Origin of the sequence: Salipiger sp. (genome assembly GCF_048261495.1) — a bacterium.
In the GTDB taxonomy this organism is placed as follows: domain Bacteria; phylum Pseudomonadota; class Alphaproteobacteria; order Rhodobacterales; family Rhodobacteraceae; genus Salipiger.
In genome coordinates, this window is sequence record NZ_JBLXFX010000008.1 from 187,826 (window position 1) to 203,621 (window position 15,796).

Consider the following 15,796-nt stretch of genomic DNA (forward strand, 5'->3'; position numbering starts at 1 on the left):
GTTCAGCCGAGTTCCACCCGTGTCCGGTCGCCTGCCGCGAAGCGCCGCAGGACGGCCGGATACAGGCGGTGTTCCTGTTCCAGAACCCGCGCGGCAAGGCTGTCGGGCGTGTCGCCGGGCAGCACGGGCACCCGCGCCTGCCCGAGGATCGGACCTTCGTCCAGTTCCGGCGTGACCTCGTGCACGGTGCAGCCGTGTTCGCCATCCCCCGCTTCGAGCGCGCGGGCATGGGTGTGCAACCCGCGGTATTTCGGCAGCAGCGAGGGGTGGATGTTCAGCATCTTCCCGCTCCAGGGCTGCACGAACCCGGCGGTCAGAACGCGCATGAACCCGGCCAGGCACAGGATGTCGGGCGCGTGTTTCGCTATTTCGGATTGCAGAGCGGATTCAAAGGCTTCCCGGTCGCCCTTGAAGGGTCGGCTTTCGACCACGGCGGTCGGCACTCCGAGCGCGGCCGCCCTGTCCAGCCCGCCCGCGTCGGCGCGGTTGGCCAGCACCAGCACCGGGCGCGCCGGATGGTCGGCGCCCATGCTCTCGACAAGCTTCACCATGTTCGAACCGCCGCCCGAAATCAGGATCGCAACGCGCCTGGTCAAAGCAGGCTGCCCTCGTAGGCCATGCCCGGGGTGGCCGTGACGCGGCCGAGCGGGATCACCACCTCGCCCTGCTCGCGCAGCAGATCGCTCAGCGCCTCGGCGCGGTCCTCGGCCACGGCCAGCACCATGCCGATGCCGCAGTTGAAGGTCTTGAGCATCTCGGCCTCGGCCATGCCGCCGGTGCCCGCCATCCACTTGAAGACCGCCGGCAGATCCCAGGACCCGAGGTCGATGCTGGCGCCCGTGCCCTCGGGCAGGACGCGGGGCAGGTTCTCGGTCAGGCCGCCGCCGGTGATATGGGCAAGGGCATGCACGCCCCCGGCCCGGACCGCCGCCAGCGCCTGCTTCACGTAAAGCCGCGTCGGGGTCAGCAGCACCTCGCCGAGCGACCCCTCGGCCCAGGGGCACGGCGCATCCCAGCCGAGGCCCGAGACCTCGACCAGCTTGCGCACAAGGCTGTAGCCGTTGGAATGCACCCCGTCCGAGGCGAGCCCGATCAGGACGTCGCCCACCGCCACGTCGCGGGGCAGATCCTGCCCGCGCTCCATCGCGCCGACCGCAAAGCCCGCAAGGTCGAAATCCCCCGCCGGATACATGCCCGGCATCTCGGCGGTCTCGCCGCCGATCAGCGCGCAGCCCGACCGGACGCAGCCCTCCGCGACGCCCTCGATCACCCGCGCCGCGCTGTCGGTGTCGAGCTTGCCGGTGGCGAAATAGTCGAGAAAGAACAAGGGCTCGGCGCCCTGGCAGACAAGGTCGTTGACGCACATGGCAACCAGGTCGATGCCGACACCGTCCACGTGGCCGGTGTCGATGGCGATGCGCAGCTTGGTGCCGACGCCATCGGTCGCCGCGACGAGGATCGGATCCTCATAACCTGCGCCCTTGAGGTCGAACAGCGCCCCGAAACCGCCCAGCCCGGACACCGTGCCGCTGCGGTTCGTGCGTTTCGCCGCGGGCTTGATCCGGTCCACGAGCGCATTGCCCGCGTCGATATCCACGCCTGCATCCGCATAGGTGATGCCGTTCTTGCCGTCGCTCATGAGACCCTCCGACTGATCTGGCGCGGCTTTACCGCAACGGCCACCCGAAGGAAAGCACCAAGCCCGCCGCCGGGGCGCACAATCCGGGCGCCGGGTCGCGCGTCAGCAGGGGGCGCGGAAATCGCGGGCAAAGCGCGCGACGGCGGCACAGGCGCCGCCCCGATCGCCCCGATCGCGTGCCTGCGCCGGGCCCCCGTACCCCCGCCGGCAGCCGGTGGCCCGCGCGGTCTTCGAGGTCCCTTTCCCGGCGCCTTCCGTCTTGACCCGCTCCGCCCAGATGCTACTGAGATCGGCACGGTGGGCCTGTAGCTCAATTGGTTAGAGCAGGGCGCTCATAACGCCTTGGTTGCGGGTTCAAGTCCTGCCGGGCCTACCAGACATCCCCGCGTTCCTCCGTCTCCACCGCCCCGTCCGCCGCGCAAGGACTCAGGCGAAGCGGCGCGGATTCCGTGCTAGACTGCGCCGGGGCATCGCGCCCCGGATCAGGAGGTCCAGATGAAACCGCTACTCGTTGCCGCCGTCCTCGCCACCTTCGCCGCGCCCGCCTTCGCATTCCACTGTCCCGAGGACATGGCCGCGATCGACGCCGCCCTGCCCGGCGCCACGCTCTCGGCCGAGGCCCTCGCCGAGGTCAAGGCCCTGCGCGCCCGGGGCGAGGCCGAACATGCCGCCGGCAATCACGGCGCGTCGGTCGAGACGCTGGCCAAGGCCAAGGCGCTGCTCGGCCTCTGACGGCCACGGCGCAGAGATACGGTCAGCCGTTCAGGCGCATTTGCGGATCGAGAGATCCTTCATCGCCCCGGCGGCGATCTCGAAACTGCGCCGGCGCGCCGCGTGATCGTGGATCATCCCGGTGAGGATCATCTCGTCGGGCCGGTAGCGTTCGATCAGGGCCGACAGCCCCTTGGCGACCTGCGCCCGCGTGCCCAGGGCCGAGACCCGCATCGCGTCGTCGGTGGCCGCGATCCAGCGCGGGTCCGCCACCTCGGAAATATCCGCCACCGGCGCCGGAAGCCGCCCCGGCCGGCCGCTGCGCAGGTTGATGAAGGCCTGCTGCTGCGAGGTCTTGAGCCGGATCGCCTCCTCCTCGGTATCCGCCGCCCAGACGTTGGCGGCGAGCATGAAGCGGGGACGGTCCGTCACGCCGGGCCGGAAGCGGTCGCGGTAGATCTCCAGCGCCTGCTCCAGCGCATCCGGCGCGAAATGCGAGGCGAAGGCATAGGGCAGCCCGAGGTGGGCGGCCAGTTGCGCGCCGAACAACGAGGACCCCAGCATCCAGACCGGCACCCGCGTGCCCTCGCCCGGGACCGCCCGCACGCCCTGCCCCTCTTCCGCCGGCTGCAGCAGGCCGATGAGCTCGACCACATCCTCCGGAAAGCGGTCGGCGCCGGCATGGTTGCGGCGCAGTGCCATGGCGGTGAGCTGATCCGAACCCGGCGCCCGGCCGAGGCCGAGGTCGATGCGGTCCGGGAACAGCTCGGCGAGCGTGCCGAACTGCTCGGCGATGACCAGCGGCGAATGGTTGGGCAGCATGATGCCGCCGGACCCGACGCGGATGGTCGAAGTCGCCGCCGCCACCCTCCCGATCACCACCGAGGTCGCGGCCGAGGCGATGCCGGGCATGTTGTGATGCTCGGCCAGCCAGTAGCGCTCGTAGCCGAGCGCCTCGGCATGGCGCGCGAGATCGACGGTATTGGCAAGCGCCTGCCGAACGCTGCCGCCCTCGGGCACGGGGGCGAGATCGAGAAGGGACATTGGGATCATGGCAGAAACTCCGGTTGTTCCCCTCCGATATAGGGGGCGATCAGCGCGGCGCCATACGGATCGCGCCATCGAGCCGGATGACCTCGCCGTTCAGCATGGAATTTTCGACGATGTGACGCACGAGCGAGGCATATTCCGCCGGATCGCCGAGACGCGAGGGGAACGGCACCTGGCCGCCGAGCGAGTCCCGGACCTCCTGCGGCAACCCCTTGAGCAGCGGTGTCAGGAACAAACCCGGCGCGATGGTGCAGACCCGGATCCCCAGCGGCGCCAGATCGCGCGCCATGGGAAGGGTCATGCCGACGACACCGCCCTTGGAGGCCGCATAGGCCACCTGCCCCACCTGCCCCTCGTAGGCCGCGACCGAGGCGGTGTTGACGATGACACCCCGGTTGCCGTCGGCGTCCAGCGGCTCGTTCCGCGCCATCAGCGCGGCCGCCTGCGAGGCGAGGTTGAAGGTTCCGACGAGGTTCACGCCGATGGTCCTGGCGAACATGGCCGGATCATGCGGTTCCCCGCGCGAGACGGTCTTGGCCGCCGGGCCGATCCCGGCGCAGCTGACCGCCACGTGCAGCGCGCCGCAGCGGTCGTGAACCGATGCCAGCGCAGCGGCGACACTTTCGGGTGCGCTGACATCGACGGCCGCGAAGTCGGCGCCGATGGCCTCCGCCGTCTGCGCGCCCACCGCCTCGTTCATGTCGAAAATGGTGACCCTGGCTCCGGCCCCGGCGAGGGCCGCCGCGGTCGCCGCCCCGAGCCCCGAGGCCCCTCCCGTCACCACCGCCACGATATTGCCGTCGATCTTCATGCCTGTGCTCCTCTCCATGACGCGGCCGATATGACAGCCTATCGCCCGCGGGAACAAGCGGCGAGATGACGGCGGGCCCGGAGGGGCTCTGCCCCGCCCCTTCGGGGCCCCCGGGAAATTTGACGCCAGAAGATGCCACGGAGCCGGTGCTTGCGGCATCTTCTGGCCGGAAATATCCTCGGGGGGAGCGCGCCCCGGCGCGCGAGGGGGCGGAAAGCCCCCTTGCCTCGGGTCCGGATCAGACCCTGCGTTCGGCCAGAAGGCCCTTCCAGATCGCCCAGCACATCAGCAGAAGGACGAAGGTGAAGGGCAGCCCGGTCGAGATGACCATGGCCTGAAGCGCACCGAGCCCGCCACCGAGCAGCAGCACGATGGCCACGGCGCCTTCGAAGACGCACCAGAACACGCGCTGCGGCACCGGGGCGTCGACCTTGCCGCCGGCGGTGATCGTGTCGATCACCAGCGAGCCGGAATCCGACGAGGTGACGAAGAACACGATGACCAGCACGATGGCGATCACCGAGGTGATCGAGGACAGCGGCAGTCCCTCGAGCATGGCGAAGAGCGAGATCGGCGGGTTGTAGCTGTCGATCACCTGCGCCTTGACCGCGCTCGCGGCCGGATCGGTCAGCACCTGGTCGATGGCCGCGCCGCCGAAGGTCGCCATCCAGAGCACGCAGACCATGGACGGGATCAGCAGCACGCAGATCACGAACTCCCGCACAGTACGGCCGCGCGAGACGCGCGCGATGAACATGCCGACGAAGGGCGACCAGGAGATCCACCACGCCCAGTAGAAGGCGGTCCAGCCCTGCATGTAGCCGGTGTCTTCCCTGCCGAACGGGTTGGACAGCGGCACGATGTCCTTGACATAGGCCACCATGCCCGCGCCGAAATCGGTCAGGATCGTCACCGCGCCGGCGGCGAAGAAGACGAAGAGCAGCAGAACCGCCGCGATCACCATGTTGATCTCGGACAACACCTTGACCCCGCCGTCGAGGCCGCGCAGCACCGACACCAGCGCGATGGCGGTGATGAAGGTGATCAGCAGCACCTGCACCGTGGTGTTCATCGGGATGCCGAAGACATGTTCGAGGCCCGCATTCGCCTGCTGCGCGCCGAAGCCCAGCGACGTGGCAAGGCCGAACAGCGTCGCGAAGACCGCGAGCGTGTCGATGACATGGCCGGTCCAGCCCCAGATGCGCTCACCGAAGATCGGGTAGAAGGCCGAGCGGATCGTCAGGGGCAGACCCTTGTTGTAGCTGAACAATGCCAGAGCCAGCGCGACCACCGCGTAGATCGCCCAGGGGTGCAGCCCCCAGTGGTAGATCGTTGCCGCCAGCCCCATTTCCCGTGCCGCCGCCACGTTGGCGGCGATGATGGTGCCGTCTTCGGCAATCGGCGAGGCCACGCCCAGCGGTTCGGAGATCGCCATGTGGTAGACCGGCTCCAGCACTCCGAAGAACATCAGGCCGATGCCCATGCCGGCGGCGAAGAGCATCGCGAACCAGCCGATGTAGGTGTAATCCGGCGTCGCCTCGGCGCCGCCCAGCCGCACCTTGCCAACCGGCAGAACGATCAGGGCGAGGCAGAAGATCACGAAGACATTGGCCGACAGCAGGAAGACCCAGTCGAAGGTCGAGGTCAGCGCGGGCCGCAGCCAGCCGAAGAAGCCCGCCGCCTGCTCGGGCAGGGCCAGCGCGTAGAAGACGAAGGCGACGATCGACAGGCCCGAGATCAGGAACACCGGGTTGTGGATGTCCATCCCGAACGGGCCGATCCTGGTTTCGATATTGTCCTGACCGATCGTGTAATCGGTGTCGATGAGATCCGAGGCACCTTCCGGTGCCGGAATCCCCTGGTCTGTGGTTGTATCGCTCATCTGGTGATGTTCCTGTCCCTCTGGTCGTTGCGTCATTGTCCGGCAGCGTTCCGACGGCCCGCGCGCCCCTGCGCGCCCTCCGCCCTTGATGCCGCCATGGGTGCCCGCCCCCGGCCGGCGGCCCGCGGGGTCGCGCCGGGCGGCACCCGGTGATCGTCGGATCGGACGAAGGAGCGACAGGTCCGACGGAACCGCCGCCCCTTGCCGGGCCGGGAGTGCCACCACGGGCACCCGACCCGATCACAGTACCGCGAACGGGGGGCCGACTACAAACAGGTACGGCGAATAAACGTTTGTTTGCGACATTTCGGGAGTTTCCGAAATGCCTTCATTCACTGGAGAAAATGGCGAAATCGACCGGATTTGTGTCGCTTTCGGGCCGCGCCTGTCTCAGGCGTTCACGTCGATCACGACACGCCCCTTGACCTGCCCCCGGAGGATTTCCGCCCCCAGGCCGGGCAGATCCGACAGCGTCGCCGGCACCACCATGGCCTCCAGCCGGTCCATCGGCAGATCCCGCGCCACGCGCGTCCAGGCGCGAACCCGGTTGTCGTAGGGTTGCATGACGCTGTCGATCCCCAGGAGGTTCACCCCCCGCAGCAGGAACGGCACGACCGTCGCCGGCAGCGCCGCGCCTCCGGCCAGACCGACCGCCGCGACCGAGGCGCCGTAGCACATCTGGCCCAGCACCCGCGCCAGCATCGCGCCCCCGACGGCGTCGACGCAGCCGGACCAGGTCTCGCTCTCGAGCGGGCGTTTCACGGTTTCGGCGAGTTCGGCGCGCGGCACCACCCGCGCCGCGCCGAGGCCCTTGAGGTAGGCCTCCTGCTCGGGCCGCCCGGTGACCGCCGCCACCTCATGGCCGAGGGCCGACAGGATCGCCGTCGCGACCGAGCCGACCCCGCCCGCGGCCCCCGTCACCAGCACCGGCGCCTCCCCGGGCACCAGCCCGTGATCCTCGAGCGCCATGACCGCCAGCATCGCGGTGAATCCGGCCGTGCCCACGGCCATCGCCGCGCGCGTGTCCAGCCCCTCGGGCAGCGGAACGAGCCAGTCGGCCCGCACCCGCGCCTTCTGCGCATGACCGCCCCAATGCGCCTCGCCCACGCGCCAGCCGGTCAGCACCACCTTGTCGCCCGGCGCATAGCGCGGGTCGTCCGATGCCTCGACCGTCCCGGCAAGATCGATGCCCGGCACGTGCGGATAGTGCCGCACCAGACCGCCGCCCGGCCCGATGCACAGCCCGTCCTTGTAGTTCAGCGTGGAATACTCGACCGCGACCGTGACTTCGCCTTCGGGCAGATCCCCGATATCCAGCTCCCGCACCGCGGCGGATGTCTTGCCGCTCTCCGCATCCTTGTCGACCACAAGCGCCTTGAACATGTCGTTCCTCCGTTGCCGCCGGCGTCTGCCCTCACGGCATCTTCCGGCCAGAAATATCCCGGGGGGTCCGCGCACGGGCGCGAACGGGGCAGCGCCCCGACCGGCTCAGAGCCAGGGCCCGGCGTCCGGCATGAAGGCGAGGTCGCTGACCCAGCCCGTGCCCCCCGCCCCCGTCACCATGGCATGGATCTGCCCGCGGTGATGGGTCTGATGATTGAACATATGTGCCACGCAGAGCGCCAGAGGTTTCTCGACATCGCGCCCGAGCGCGCCGGAGAACCACCGCAGCGGCCCCTGCAGATCGACCCCGTGCAGGGTTTCGGCCCAGAGCAGCAGGCGCGCGTCGGCCCGGTAGCGTTCCGCGCTCCAGACCGCCGGTGTCGGGGTCAGCTCGACCGATTGCGGTATCCCCGTCCCCGGCGCCTCCCAGCCCGCGATCCGGTGCATCCAGGTGCGGTCGCCCCAGAGCACGTGGTTCGCGGTCGCGAAGATCGAGCCGAAATGCGCGCCGCGCCCGGCCCGCAGCGCCGCATCGCCCAGGGCCTCGAAGGCCTGTTTCATCATCCGGTTCTGCCACGCATTGTAGCGCGCCATGGCCAGGACATGTCCCGGATCGAGCATCATCCCCCGCCGCTCCCCTTTTTCCCGGAGGGCACGGCGGATTCCGCGCCCCGACGCTGCCGACTAAAGCCAAACCCGCGCCCGACCGCAAGCACCGGGAAGGCGCGGCCGTTTCCGCCGGGATATCCGCATTAATGGGTATTCACAGGCCATCACGTAGCCGTTAGCGTTGTGATTGGTAAGGCTGTCTTACCAAACACCCCGGGGAGAGGGTGTCGGTCATAAGGGAGGAAGTCCATGTCCAGAAATATTTTCGCGGTCGCTGTCGCGGCCGGTTTTGCCATTTCCGGTTCCGCGCAGGCCCAGGACGTCATCGAGATGACATCGGCCTACGGAAAGAACCTGCCGATTCTCGGCACCGCCGCCGTCAACTTCGTGGAAAAGCTCAACAGCATTTCCGACACCATCGAATTCGAACATTTCGATCCCGGTGAACTCGTCCCCTCGCTCGAAGCGCTCGATGCCGTGTCGAACGGCTCGGTCGATTCCGCCTATTCCACCTCCGGCTACTGGCAGGGCAAGATGGCCGCCGCCGGTCTTTTCGCCGCCGTTCCCTTCGGCCCCGAGCCCGGCGAGATGCTGGCCTGGATGCTCTACGACGACGGCATGACGCTGTTCCAGGAGATGTACGACACCAACGGCTACAACGTGCACGTGGAACTCTGCGGCACCTATGCGCCGGAAACCTCGGGCTGGTTCAAGAAGGAGATCACCTCCCTCGACGACCTCAAGGGCCTGAACATGCGCTTCTTCGGCCTCGGCGCCGAAGTGATGCAGAAGCTCGGCGTCTCGACCTCCCTGCTCGGCGCGGGCGACATCTTCCCGGCGCTCGAGCGCGGCGCGATCGACGCGACCGAATTCTCCATGCCGCTGGTGGATGCGAACCTCGGCTTCTACAACATCGCCAAGTACAACTACTTCCCCGGCTGGCACCAGCCCGCGACCATGTTCGAACTGCTGATCAACAAGGATGTCTGGGAAGGGCTCGACGAGAAGGCGCAGAACCAGATCAAGGTCGCCTGCATGGCCAACATCGCCGACAACTTCGCAGAGGGCGAGGCCAAGAACTTCCCGGCCATGGTCGAGAACGTCGAAAAGCACGGCGTGACCATCAAGAACTGGACCCCGGAAGAGCTGAAGGCGTTCGAAGCCGCCTGGCTGGAAGTGGTCGAGGAGCTGAAGGCCGAGGATCCGATGTTCGCCAAGACCTGGGCGGACCTGTCGGAGTTCCGCGAGGGCTACAAGACCTGGTTCAACAACATCTACCTGCCGCGTCCCTGGAACTGATCCAGGCCGAAGCTTGAACGACAATTCCGGGGCGGTCTGACCGCCCCGGGTGCTTTTCGCGCCGAAGGCAGGCCCCGCGCCGCCCGCGCGTTTCCAGAAGGCAGGAACCCATGAGCAATACCCAAGAAGTGGTGGCCGCCATTTCCGATCCCGGAGAGGTGGGCCGCGCCGATCACAACCGGGGCGACCGCATCATCGTCGCGATCTCCAATGTCGCGGCCTGGCTGTTTCCGATCCTGATGCTCGCGATCAGCGCGCAGGTCGTGCTGCGCGCGGCGGGTCACAACCAGGCCTGGCTCGACGATGCGCAGTGGTGGATGTACGGCATGGCGGTGCTGATCGGCATTGCCTACGCGGTGACCACCAACAGCCATGTCCGAGTCGACATCTTCTATGACAATTTCGAACGCCGGAAGCGGATCATCGTCGACATCATCGGCATCGCCTGGCTGTTCCTTCCGTTCATCATCCTGTGCTGGGACGTGACGCTGGACTACGCGATCAGCTCGATCAAGGCCGACGAGGGCTCCGACAGCCCCAACGGGCTGCACAATCTCTGGCTGCTCAAGACCTTCATGAACCTCAGCTTCATCGTGATCGCCTTCGCGCTCTGGTCGGCCTACCTGCGCCTGATGCGGCAGTTGGGCGAAACGCGCCTGTGGAAGATCCTGCTCTGGGCCTTTCCGACCGTCGCCTTCGTCATCGACCTCGCCGCCTATTACCTGACGCTCGGCGTTCTCGTCCTCGGCGCGGCCGAGGGCACGACCACGCGCGAGATCACCCGCTCCGCCGTCTTCCAGCCGCTGGAACTGGGCGAAACCGAAATCTCGCCGATGGTCGTGGTGGCACTGGTGCTCACCGTGGCGATGATCGTGCTCGCGCGCCTCTTCGCGCGGAAGGACGCCTGACATGCCCGATTTCCTGACCGTGAACGAGATCGCCGTCGCGGCGATGTTCGCAACCTTCATCTTCATGCTGTTCCGTGGCATCCCGGTGGCCTTTTCGCTGGTCGGCGTGTCGCTGATCTTCGTGCTGATCGCGGAATACGGCCTCGACCCGCACCGCGCCGCCTTCAAGGGCATCATCGACTTCGACCGCACCGGCATCGACTACCAGAAGCTTCAGGCCATATCGGGACGCCTGTTCGGCAACACCATCAAGAACCCGGTGCTCGTCGCGCTGCCGATGTTCATCTACATGGGGCTGATGCTCGACCAGTCGGGGGTCGCGCAGCGGATGATGATCGCCATGCAGCGGCTGTTCGGCAGCCTGCGGGGCGGACTGTCGCTGACCGTGCTGCTGATCGGCATCATCCTGGCCGCCTCGACCGGTGTGATCGGCGCTTCGGTCACGCTGCTGGGGGTGATGGCCCTGCCCGCGATGATGGCGCAGAACTATTCCAAGCCCATCGCCACCGGGACCATCGCCAGCGCCGGTACGCTGGGCATCCTGATCCCGCCGTCGATCATGCTGGTGATCATGTCCGACCAGCTTGCGATCTCGCTCGGCGATCTGTTCATGGGCGCGCTGTTCCCGGGGCTGATCCTCGGCGCGCTCTACATCGTCTTCATCGTGATCTACGGCTTCGTGTCGCCCTCCTCCATGCCGGCGCCGAAATCCGCCGGGCGGATCGGCATGCACGAAGTCGCCGACGTGGCGATCGCCGTGGTGCCGCCGATGTTCCTGATCCTGCTGGTGCTCGGCTCGATCTTCTTCGGCTTCGCCACGCCGACCGAAGCCTCCGGCCTCGGCGCGCTCGGCGCCACGCTGCTGGCGCTGATGGCCCGCAAGCTGAACTGGCGGGTGTTCCGCGAGGTGGCGCGCTCGACTCTGAACACCTCGGGCTACATCGTCGGGATCTTCCTCGCCGCGAACTTCTTTGCCTACGTGCTGCGCCGCTACGGCGGGGACGAGATCGTGCAGGAACTGGTGCTCTCGGCCTTCGACAGCCCCTACCTCACGGTCGCCTTCATCCTGTTCATCGTCTTCTGCCTCGGCTTCCTGCTGGACTGGATCGAGATCACCATCATCATCATGCCGCTGATGCTGCCGATCATCCAGGGGCTGGAACTGGCGGTGCCGGGCTACGGACAGGTGCGCGACCCCGAGGTGGTCTGGTTCGCCATCCTGGTCGCGGTGACGCTGCAGACCTCGTTCCTGACGCCACCGGTGGGCTTTGCGCTGTTCTATCTCAAGGGCGTCTGCCCGCCGGGAATTTCGCTGGGCCATATCTACAAGGGCATCATTCCCTTCGTGCTGCTTCAGCTTCTCGGCCTGTTCATCGTGTTCGAGATTCCGGCGCTGACGACCTGGCTGCCGTCGGTCGCCTACGGAGACTGACCGACTGTCCCCGGCGGAAAGGAGGCGGGGGCGCTGCCCCCGTCGCCTGCGGCGACTCCCCCGGGATATTTCCGGCCAGAAGAAGATGCGGGGTCGTGCCTGTCCGCACGTGAAAAGCATTGAAACGGCGGGCTGCGGGGCCTATATCTGGACTGTCCCGGCAACGGGACTATGGACATAAACGCGCTCGTAATAAGCGGATCGGACCCGGGGGCGGTACCCGGCGGCTCCACCAGATCTTCCGTTGTTGGCGGAACATGGGGCCGAAACAGGATCGACGAACGTCTAAAGGGGTTTTGCTTTGTCCCGGTGAGATACCACCGTTATCGGTTCGCAAAGTACAATTGCCAACAACAATCGTGCTCCGATGGCTCTGGCCGCGTAAGCGGTTCGAGTGATCGAAAATCAAGTCCTTGCGCTTTGCAGCGTAAGGCGGGGTTCGCAGGCACCTGGCAACAGAAGCCTGCACTTACCTTTCATCGCTGTCGTGTTGCGGGCTTTCACCGGCCTGTATGTTCGTGTCCGGTCGTTTCGGGATGCGGGAATTGCGAGCATTGCTCTCCCCTCGCACCTCTCCTGCCTCTGCTTGGTGAGGGAGGATGACCTGCTCCCCTGATTATCCTCGTTCAGAAGTCAAGTCTGTTCCGGGTTTGGTCCTTCTCTGACAGGTTGAAGTATTCCCGCGGCGTGAGTCCGTCGAGGCTCGTGTGCGGGCGGTGGTGGTTGTAGTCGTCGCGCCATGCCGCAGTCAAATGGCGGGCATGGCGCAGCCCGGCGAAGAGGTGCTCGTTGGGGCATTCGTCGCGGAGCCGGCCGTTGAAGCTCTCCACGAAACGGTTTTCCATCGGCTTGACGGGTGCGATGTAGTGGCACTCGACGCGGCGCTCATCCTGCCACTGCAGGATGGCGTTCGAGATGAGCTCCGTGCCGTTGTCGCTGACCACCATGCAGGGGTAACCGCGGACCTCGGCGATCGGGTCCAGTTCGCGAGCGCCAGCGGTCCCTCCGGGTAACCGAGCCCGAGGCGCACGCCGTCGTCGATATCCCCCGGCGCGACGATGCCCGTCTGGGCGATCTCGCAGCCGATGTTGACGATGGTGGCGAGCACGCCCTGCGCGATGAAGCCGGGACAATCGTCGATGCGCGTCACCCGGCGCACGGTGGCCTGAAGCGCGGCGTGAGGACCGTCGCTCAGCGCGCGATCCGTCGCGAGCGTCGGCATGAGGGTGACGCGGTCCCGCGCCGCCGTCAGCGGGTCGAGCGCCACCACCCGCGCGCGCTCTAAGGTGGGCAGGACAAAGACCTCCGGTGCCACGTCGGCGCGCGCGATCAGCGCGTCGGTGAGGTCGAGCGCGCGGATCTCGCGCCGAGCGATGAGCTGTGACAGCGCATGGAGCGAGAGCTGATGCAGCGCGGTCATCGCCGCGCCCTCCCCCTGCGCGGCGGTGGTGCTGCCGAACGGCAAGCCGCGCTGAAGGGACGCCGCTCAGCCCCGCGCATCGGCCGCACCCGCCGGGTTGTAGCGATCCGCCCAGGCCGTACCGTCGAGCCATGCCCGAAGGCTCGCTTCATCGGCGGACCGCCCCCGCAGGGTACAGTCGGTGAGCCACATCAGCGCGAGGTTCGGCGTCAGCACCGGCACCGCGCCGGCGCGCGCGCCCTTCAGCGCCGCGAGCCCCGGCAGCCCGGTGCCGAGAATGACCACCGCTTCCAGCCCGTCGGTGCCGATCGCCGCCAGCGCGGCCTGTGCGGAATCCCCGCCGAGGCCGTAGATCGGGTGAAAGGCCCGCTCCGCCCCGGCAAGCCGTTCCGTGCGAACGATGTCGAGGCCCGTCGCCTCCCAGTAGCGCAGCGCCTTGCCGTGCAGCGGATCGCCGTAGGGCGACACGATCCCGACCCGCCGCGCGCCCAGAGCCGTCAGCGCGGCGCCGACCGCCGCCGCCGCCGTCAGCACCGGGTACCCCCGTTGCGCCGCGATCCGGTCCAACCGTCGCCGGTCCTCGGCCGGATCGACAAGGTAGGACATGCCCGTGCAGGCCAGCGCCACCGCACCGAGCGGCGCGTTGGAAAACCGTGCGATGGTCGTCTCGAGCGTCGCGACATACTCGTCGAGCCGTTCGTCCATCGTCGCCCGCTCACTGATCAGCCGGGCCACGAGCGGCAGCATTCCCGGCGGGCAGAGCACCCGGACTTCCGCCTCGACCGTGGTGTTGGCCTGCGGCGTGAGAAGCCCGAACAGGCCGTCCGGTGCATAGTTGGTCATGGGTATCGCTCCTCGGTCCGGGCGCGCGGCCCGGAGGTGGACGGGAGGGCCGGGTGTCGCGCACTCATGGCTGCGCCGAGGGGATCACCAGCGCGTCGAGCGCCAGCCTCCCCTCGCCCTCGGCCCCGATCAGCAAGGGGTTGATTTCCGCCTCGGCCACGGCGGGACAATGGGCAAGCTGCGACAGTGCCACCACTGCGCGGGCCACGGCGTCGAGATCGCCCGCCGCGCGCCCGCGATAGCCGGTCAGCGCCCGGGAGATGCGAACCTCGGCGATCATCCCGCGCGCGCCGGCAAGGTCGACCGGCGCGACCCGTACCGCCGTATCCCCGAGTATTTCCGCCAGCACTCCGCCCGCGCCCAGCATCACGAAGGGCCCCGCCGCCGGATCGGGGCGGAACCATGCCGGCCACGCGCTCCACCAGACCCTCTGGCGCGGCGGCCTCGGGCGCGGGTGGGCGGCGCAGCAGCCGGGCGCGCAGGGGGCCGACCGCAAGCTCCGGATGGAATTGCGCCGAAGAGCCGATGACCATGTCGATCGCGTCCACCGCTCCGCTTTGCATCAGCAGGCCGAGCACGTCCCGTACCAGTTCCGGCCGGGGCCCCGCGAGGGTCAGGTCGATCAGCCCGCCCTCGGCGCAGGACACCCCGTCCCGCGCCAGCCGCGCGCGGACCTCCGGCGGCACCGGCGCGATGTCGAGCCCGCTGGTCGCCAGCGCATCCACCACCATCGCGCCGCCGCCGCCGGTCGTGCTGACCACCGCCACCCGCCGCCCCATGGCCGCGCCGGAACCGAAGAACAGCGGGGGCGCCTCGTAGAGCGCCTCGAACATGCAAACACGGGCGTTGCCGAGACGGGTCAGCAGGGCATCCGCAGAGGCATCGTCCCCCGAGAGCGCCCCGGTGTGGGTCGCGGCAAGCGCCTGCCCGGCCTCCGAACGGCCGAGCTTGTAGGCCAGCACCGGCTTGCCCGCCGCCTCGGCGGCGCGGGCAAAGCGGGCCAGCGCGGCGCGATCGCGGAAGGCTTCGACGAACAGAAGGATCGCCCTGCAGGCCGGGTCCTCCAGCATCAGCGTGCCGATCTCGCCGACGGAAAGGTCGCTTTCATTGCCGACGGACACCAGGCCGGAAAACCCGATCCCCCGCGCCGCGCCCTGCGACAGCAGCGCCCCGATCATGCTGGCGCTCTGCGAGATCACGCCGTAACCGCCCGTCGGCAGCTCGGGCATGTCCAGCGCCGCATTGGCGCTGCAGGCAAAACCGCCGGCGCCGACCACGCCGATGGAGTTCGGCCCCAGCACCCGCACACCCCCGGCGCGCGCCACGTCGAGAAGCGCCTGCTGGCGGGCGATGCCGTCGCGTCCGGCTTCGGCGAAGCCGTCGCTCAGAACGGTGACGCAGCGCACGCCCGCGGCGGCGCAGTCCCGCCCCGCCTCGACGACCCGCTCCGCGCCGAGCAGCACCAGGGCGTGATCCACCGGCCCCGGCACCGCCGAGACGGAGGGATAGGCCGCCACCCCGCCGACCTCGGACGCCGTGGGGTGGATCGGGTAGATCCCGCCGCCGAAGCCGTGGCGGCGCAGGTAGCGCAGGGGCCGCGCCGTGGCCCTGGACTCATCGCGCGATGCCCCGATCAACGCCATGCCGCGCGGCGCGAACGGCGCCCGGGCGAGCCCGCCGTCCGCTCCGCCTGAGGCGCCGTCCATCACCGCCGCGGCCCCGTCGTCCGACCGCGTCGGCACATCCCCGCAGACGCCATTTCATCGCCTCCCGCATACAACTGTCTGGTTGACTATACTTTAAGACAAG

The 15,796-nt window shown here is 68.3% G+C and carries 13 protein-coding genes, 1 tRNA gene, 1 other RNA gene and 3 pseudogenes; 6 read left to right on the plus strand and 12 right to left on the minus strand.

The annotated features are described in order from the left end of the window. Window positions 1-2 precede the first annotated feature (2 nt). The gene (purN, locus tag ACN0RJ_RS17015) at window positions 3-596 is read right to left on the minus strand and encodes a phosphoribosylglycinamide formyltransferase (protein WP_417721350.1); all 594 of its coding nucleotides are present in this window, start codon (window positions 594-596) and stop codon (window positions 3-5) included. Then, window positions 593-1,639, minus strand: a complete 1,047-nt coding sequence (gene purM / locus ACN0RJ_RS17020; protein WP_417725007.1) for a phosphoribosylformylglycinamidine cyclo-ligase — start codon at window positions 1,637-1,639, stop codon at window positions 593-595. Before purM ends, purN begins: the two co-directional genes overlap by 4 nt. Window positions 1,640-1,938: 299 nt before the next feature. On the opposite strand from purM, the gene ACN0RJ_RS17025 reads away from it, so the two are divergent. Then, window positions 1,939-2,015 (plus strand) — tRNA-Ile (locus tag ACN0RJ_RS17025). Window positions 2,016-2,134: 119 nt separating this feature from the next. Beyond that, a complete protein-coding gene (locus ACN0RJ_RS17030) occupies window positions 2,135-2,371 on the plus strand; it encodes a hypothetical protein (protein WP_417721352.1) in 237 nt (78 codons plus the stop codon). A gap of 30 nt (window positions 2,372-2,401) precedes the next feature. Here ACN0RJ_RS17030 and ACN0RJ_RS17035 read toward each other — a convergent pair whose 3' ends face one another. The 5 genes from ACN0RJ_RS17035 to ACN0RJ_RS17055 form a co-directional block, all read right to left on the minus strand. Continuing rightward, the gene (locus ACN0RJ_RS17035) at window positions 2,402-3,403 is read right to left on the minus strand and encodes an LLM class flavin-dependent oxidoreductase (RefSeq protein ID WP_417725008.1); all 1,002 of its coding nucleotides are present in this window, start codon (window positions 3,401-3,403) and stop codon (window positions 2,402-2,404) included. 40 nt (window positions 3,404-3,443) lie between these two features. Next, complete coding sequence (locus ACN0RJ_RS17040) at window positions 3,444-4,211, minus strand: SDR family NAD(P)-dependent oxidoreductase (protein ID WP_417725037.1); 768 nt, start codon at window positions 4,209-4,211, stop codon at window positions 3,444-3,446. Window positions 4,212-4,449: 238 nt separating this feature from the next. Further along, window positions 4,450-6,093 (minus strand): BCCT family transporter, encoded by a 1,644-nt coding sequence (locus ACN0RJ_RS17045; protein WP_417721355.1) that lies wholly within the window; start codon window positions 6,091-6,093, stop codon window positions 4,450-4,452. Between the two features lie 390 nt (window positions 6,094-6,483). After that, window positions 6,484-7,476 carry an acryloyl-CoA reductase gene (acuI, locus tag ACN0RJ_RS17050; protein ID WP_417725009.1) on the minus strand — a complete coding sequence of 331 codons (993 nt, stop codon included), beginning with the start codon at window positions 7,474-7,476 and terminating at the stop codon, window positions 6,484-6,486. 105 nt (window positions 7,477-7,581) lie between these two features. Further along, window positions 7,582-8,100, minus strand: coding sequence for a DinB family protein (locus ACN0RJ_RS17055; protein ID WP_417721357.1), 519 nt, complete (start codon window positions 8,098-8,100; stop codon window positions 7,582-7,584). Between the two features lie 234 nt (window positions 8,101-8,334). On the opposite strand from ACN0RJ_RS17055, the gene ACN0RJ_RS17060 reads away from it, so the two are divergent. The 4 genes from ACN0RJ_RS17060 to ssrA all read left to right on the plus strand — a co-directional run bounded on the left by ACN0RJ_RS17060 (window position 8,335) and on the right by ssrA (window position 12,194). Next, entirely contained in the window at window positions 8,335-9,384 is a 1,050-nt protein-coding gene (locus tag ACN0RJ_RS17060) for a TRAP transporter substrate-binding protein (protein WP_417721358.1), read from the plus strand. 110 nt (window positions 9,385-9,494) lie between these two features. After that, on the plus strand, window positions 9,495-10,292 hold the full coding sequence (locus ACN0RJ_RS17065; RefSeq protein ID WP_417725010.1) for a TRAP transporter small permease subunit: 798 nt from the start codon (window positions 9,495-9,497) through the stop codon (window positions 10,290-10,292). Window position 10,293: 1 nt separating this feature from the next. Beyond that, window positions 10,294-11,724 (plus strand): TRAP transporter large permease, encoded by a 1,431-nt coding sequence (locus ACN0RJ_RS17070; protein WP_417721360.1) that lies wholly within the window; start codon window positions 10,294-10,296, stop codon window positions 11,722-11,724. 115 nt (window positions 11,725-11,839) lie between these two features. Further along, window positions 11,840-12,194: a transfer-messenger RNA gene (gene ssrA, locus ACN0RJ_RS17075) on the plus strand. A 156-nt stretch (window positions 12,195-12,350) separates the two neighbouring features. On the opposite strand, the pseudogene ACN0RJ_RS17080 reads toward ssrA, so the two are convergent. From ACN0RJ_RS17080 to ACN0RJ_RS17100, 5 genes and pseudogenes are all read right to left on the minus strand, one after another. Then, window positions 12,351-12,728, minus strand: a pseudogene (locus ACN0RJ_RS17080) (integrase core domain-containing protein); the annotation flags it as partial. Window positions 12,729-12,769: 41 nt separating this feature from the next. Beyond that, window positions 12,770-13,144 (minus strand): annotated as a pseudogene (locus ACN0RJ_RS17085) (hypothetical protein); the annotation flags it as partial. A 66-nt stretch (window positions 13,145-13,210) separates the two neighbouring features. Further along, the gene (locus ACN0RJ_RS17090) at window positions 13,211-13,987 is read right to left on the minus strand and encodes a hypothetical protein (RefSeq protein ID WP_417725011.1); all 777 of its coding nucleotides are present in this window, start codon (window positions 13,985-13,987) and stop codon (window positions 13,211-13,213) included. A 64-nt stretch (window positions 13,988-14,051) separates the two neighbouring features. After that, window positions 14,052-14,354: an acetate--CoA ligase family protein gene (locus tag ACN0RJ_RS17095; RefSeq protein WP_417725038.1), complete on the minus strand. Its 303-nt coding sequence runs from the start codon at window positions 14,352-14,354 to the stop codon at window positions 14,052-14,054. Window positions 14,355-14,805: 451 nt separating this feature from the next. Next, a pseudogene (locus tag ACN0RJ_RS17100) lies at window positions 14,806-15,693 on the minus strand (CoA-binding protein); the annotation flags it as partial. Between the last annotated feature and the right edge of the window lie 103 nt (window positions 15,694-15,796).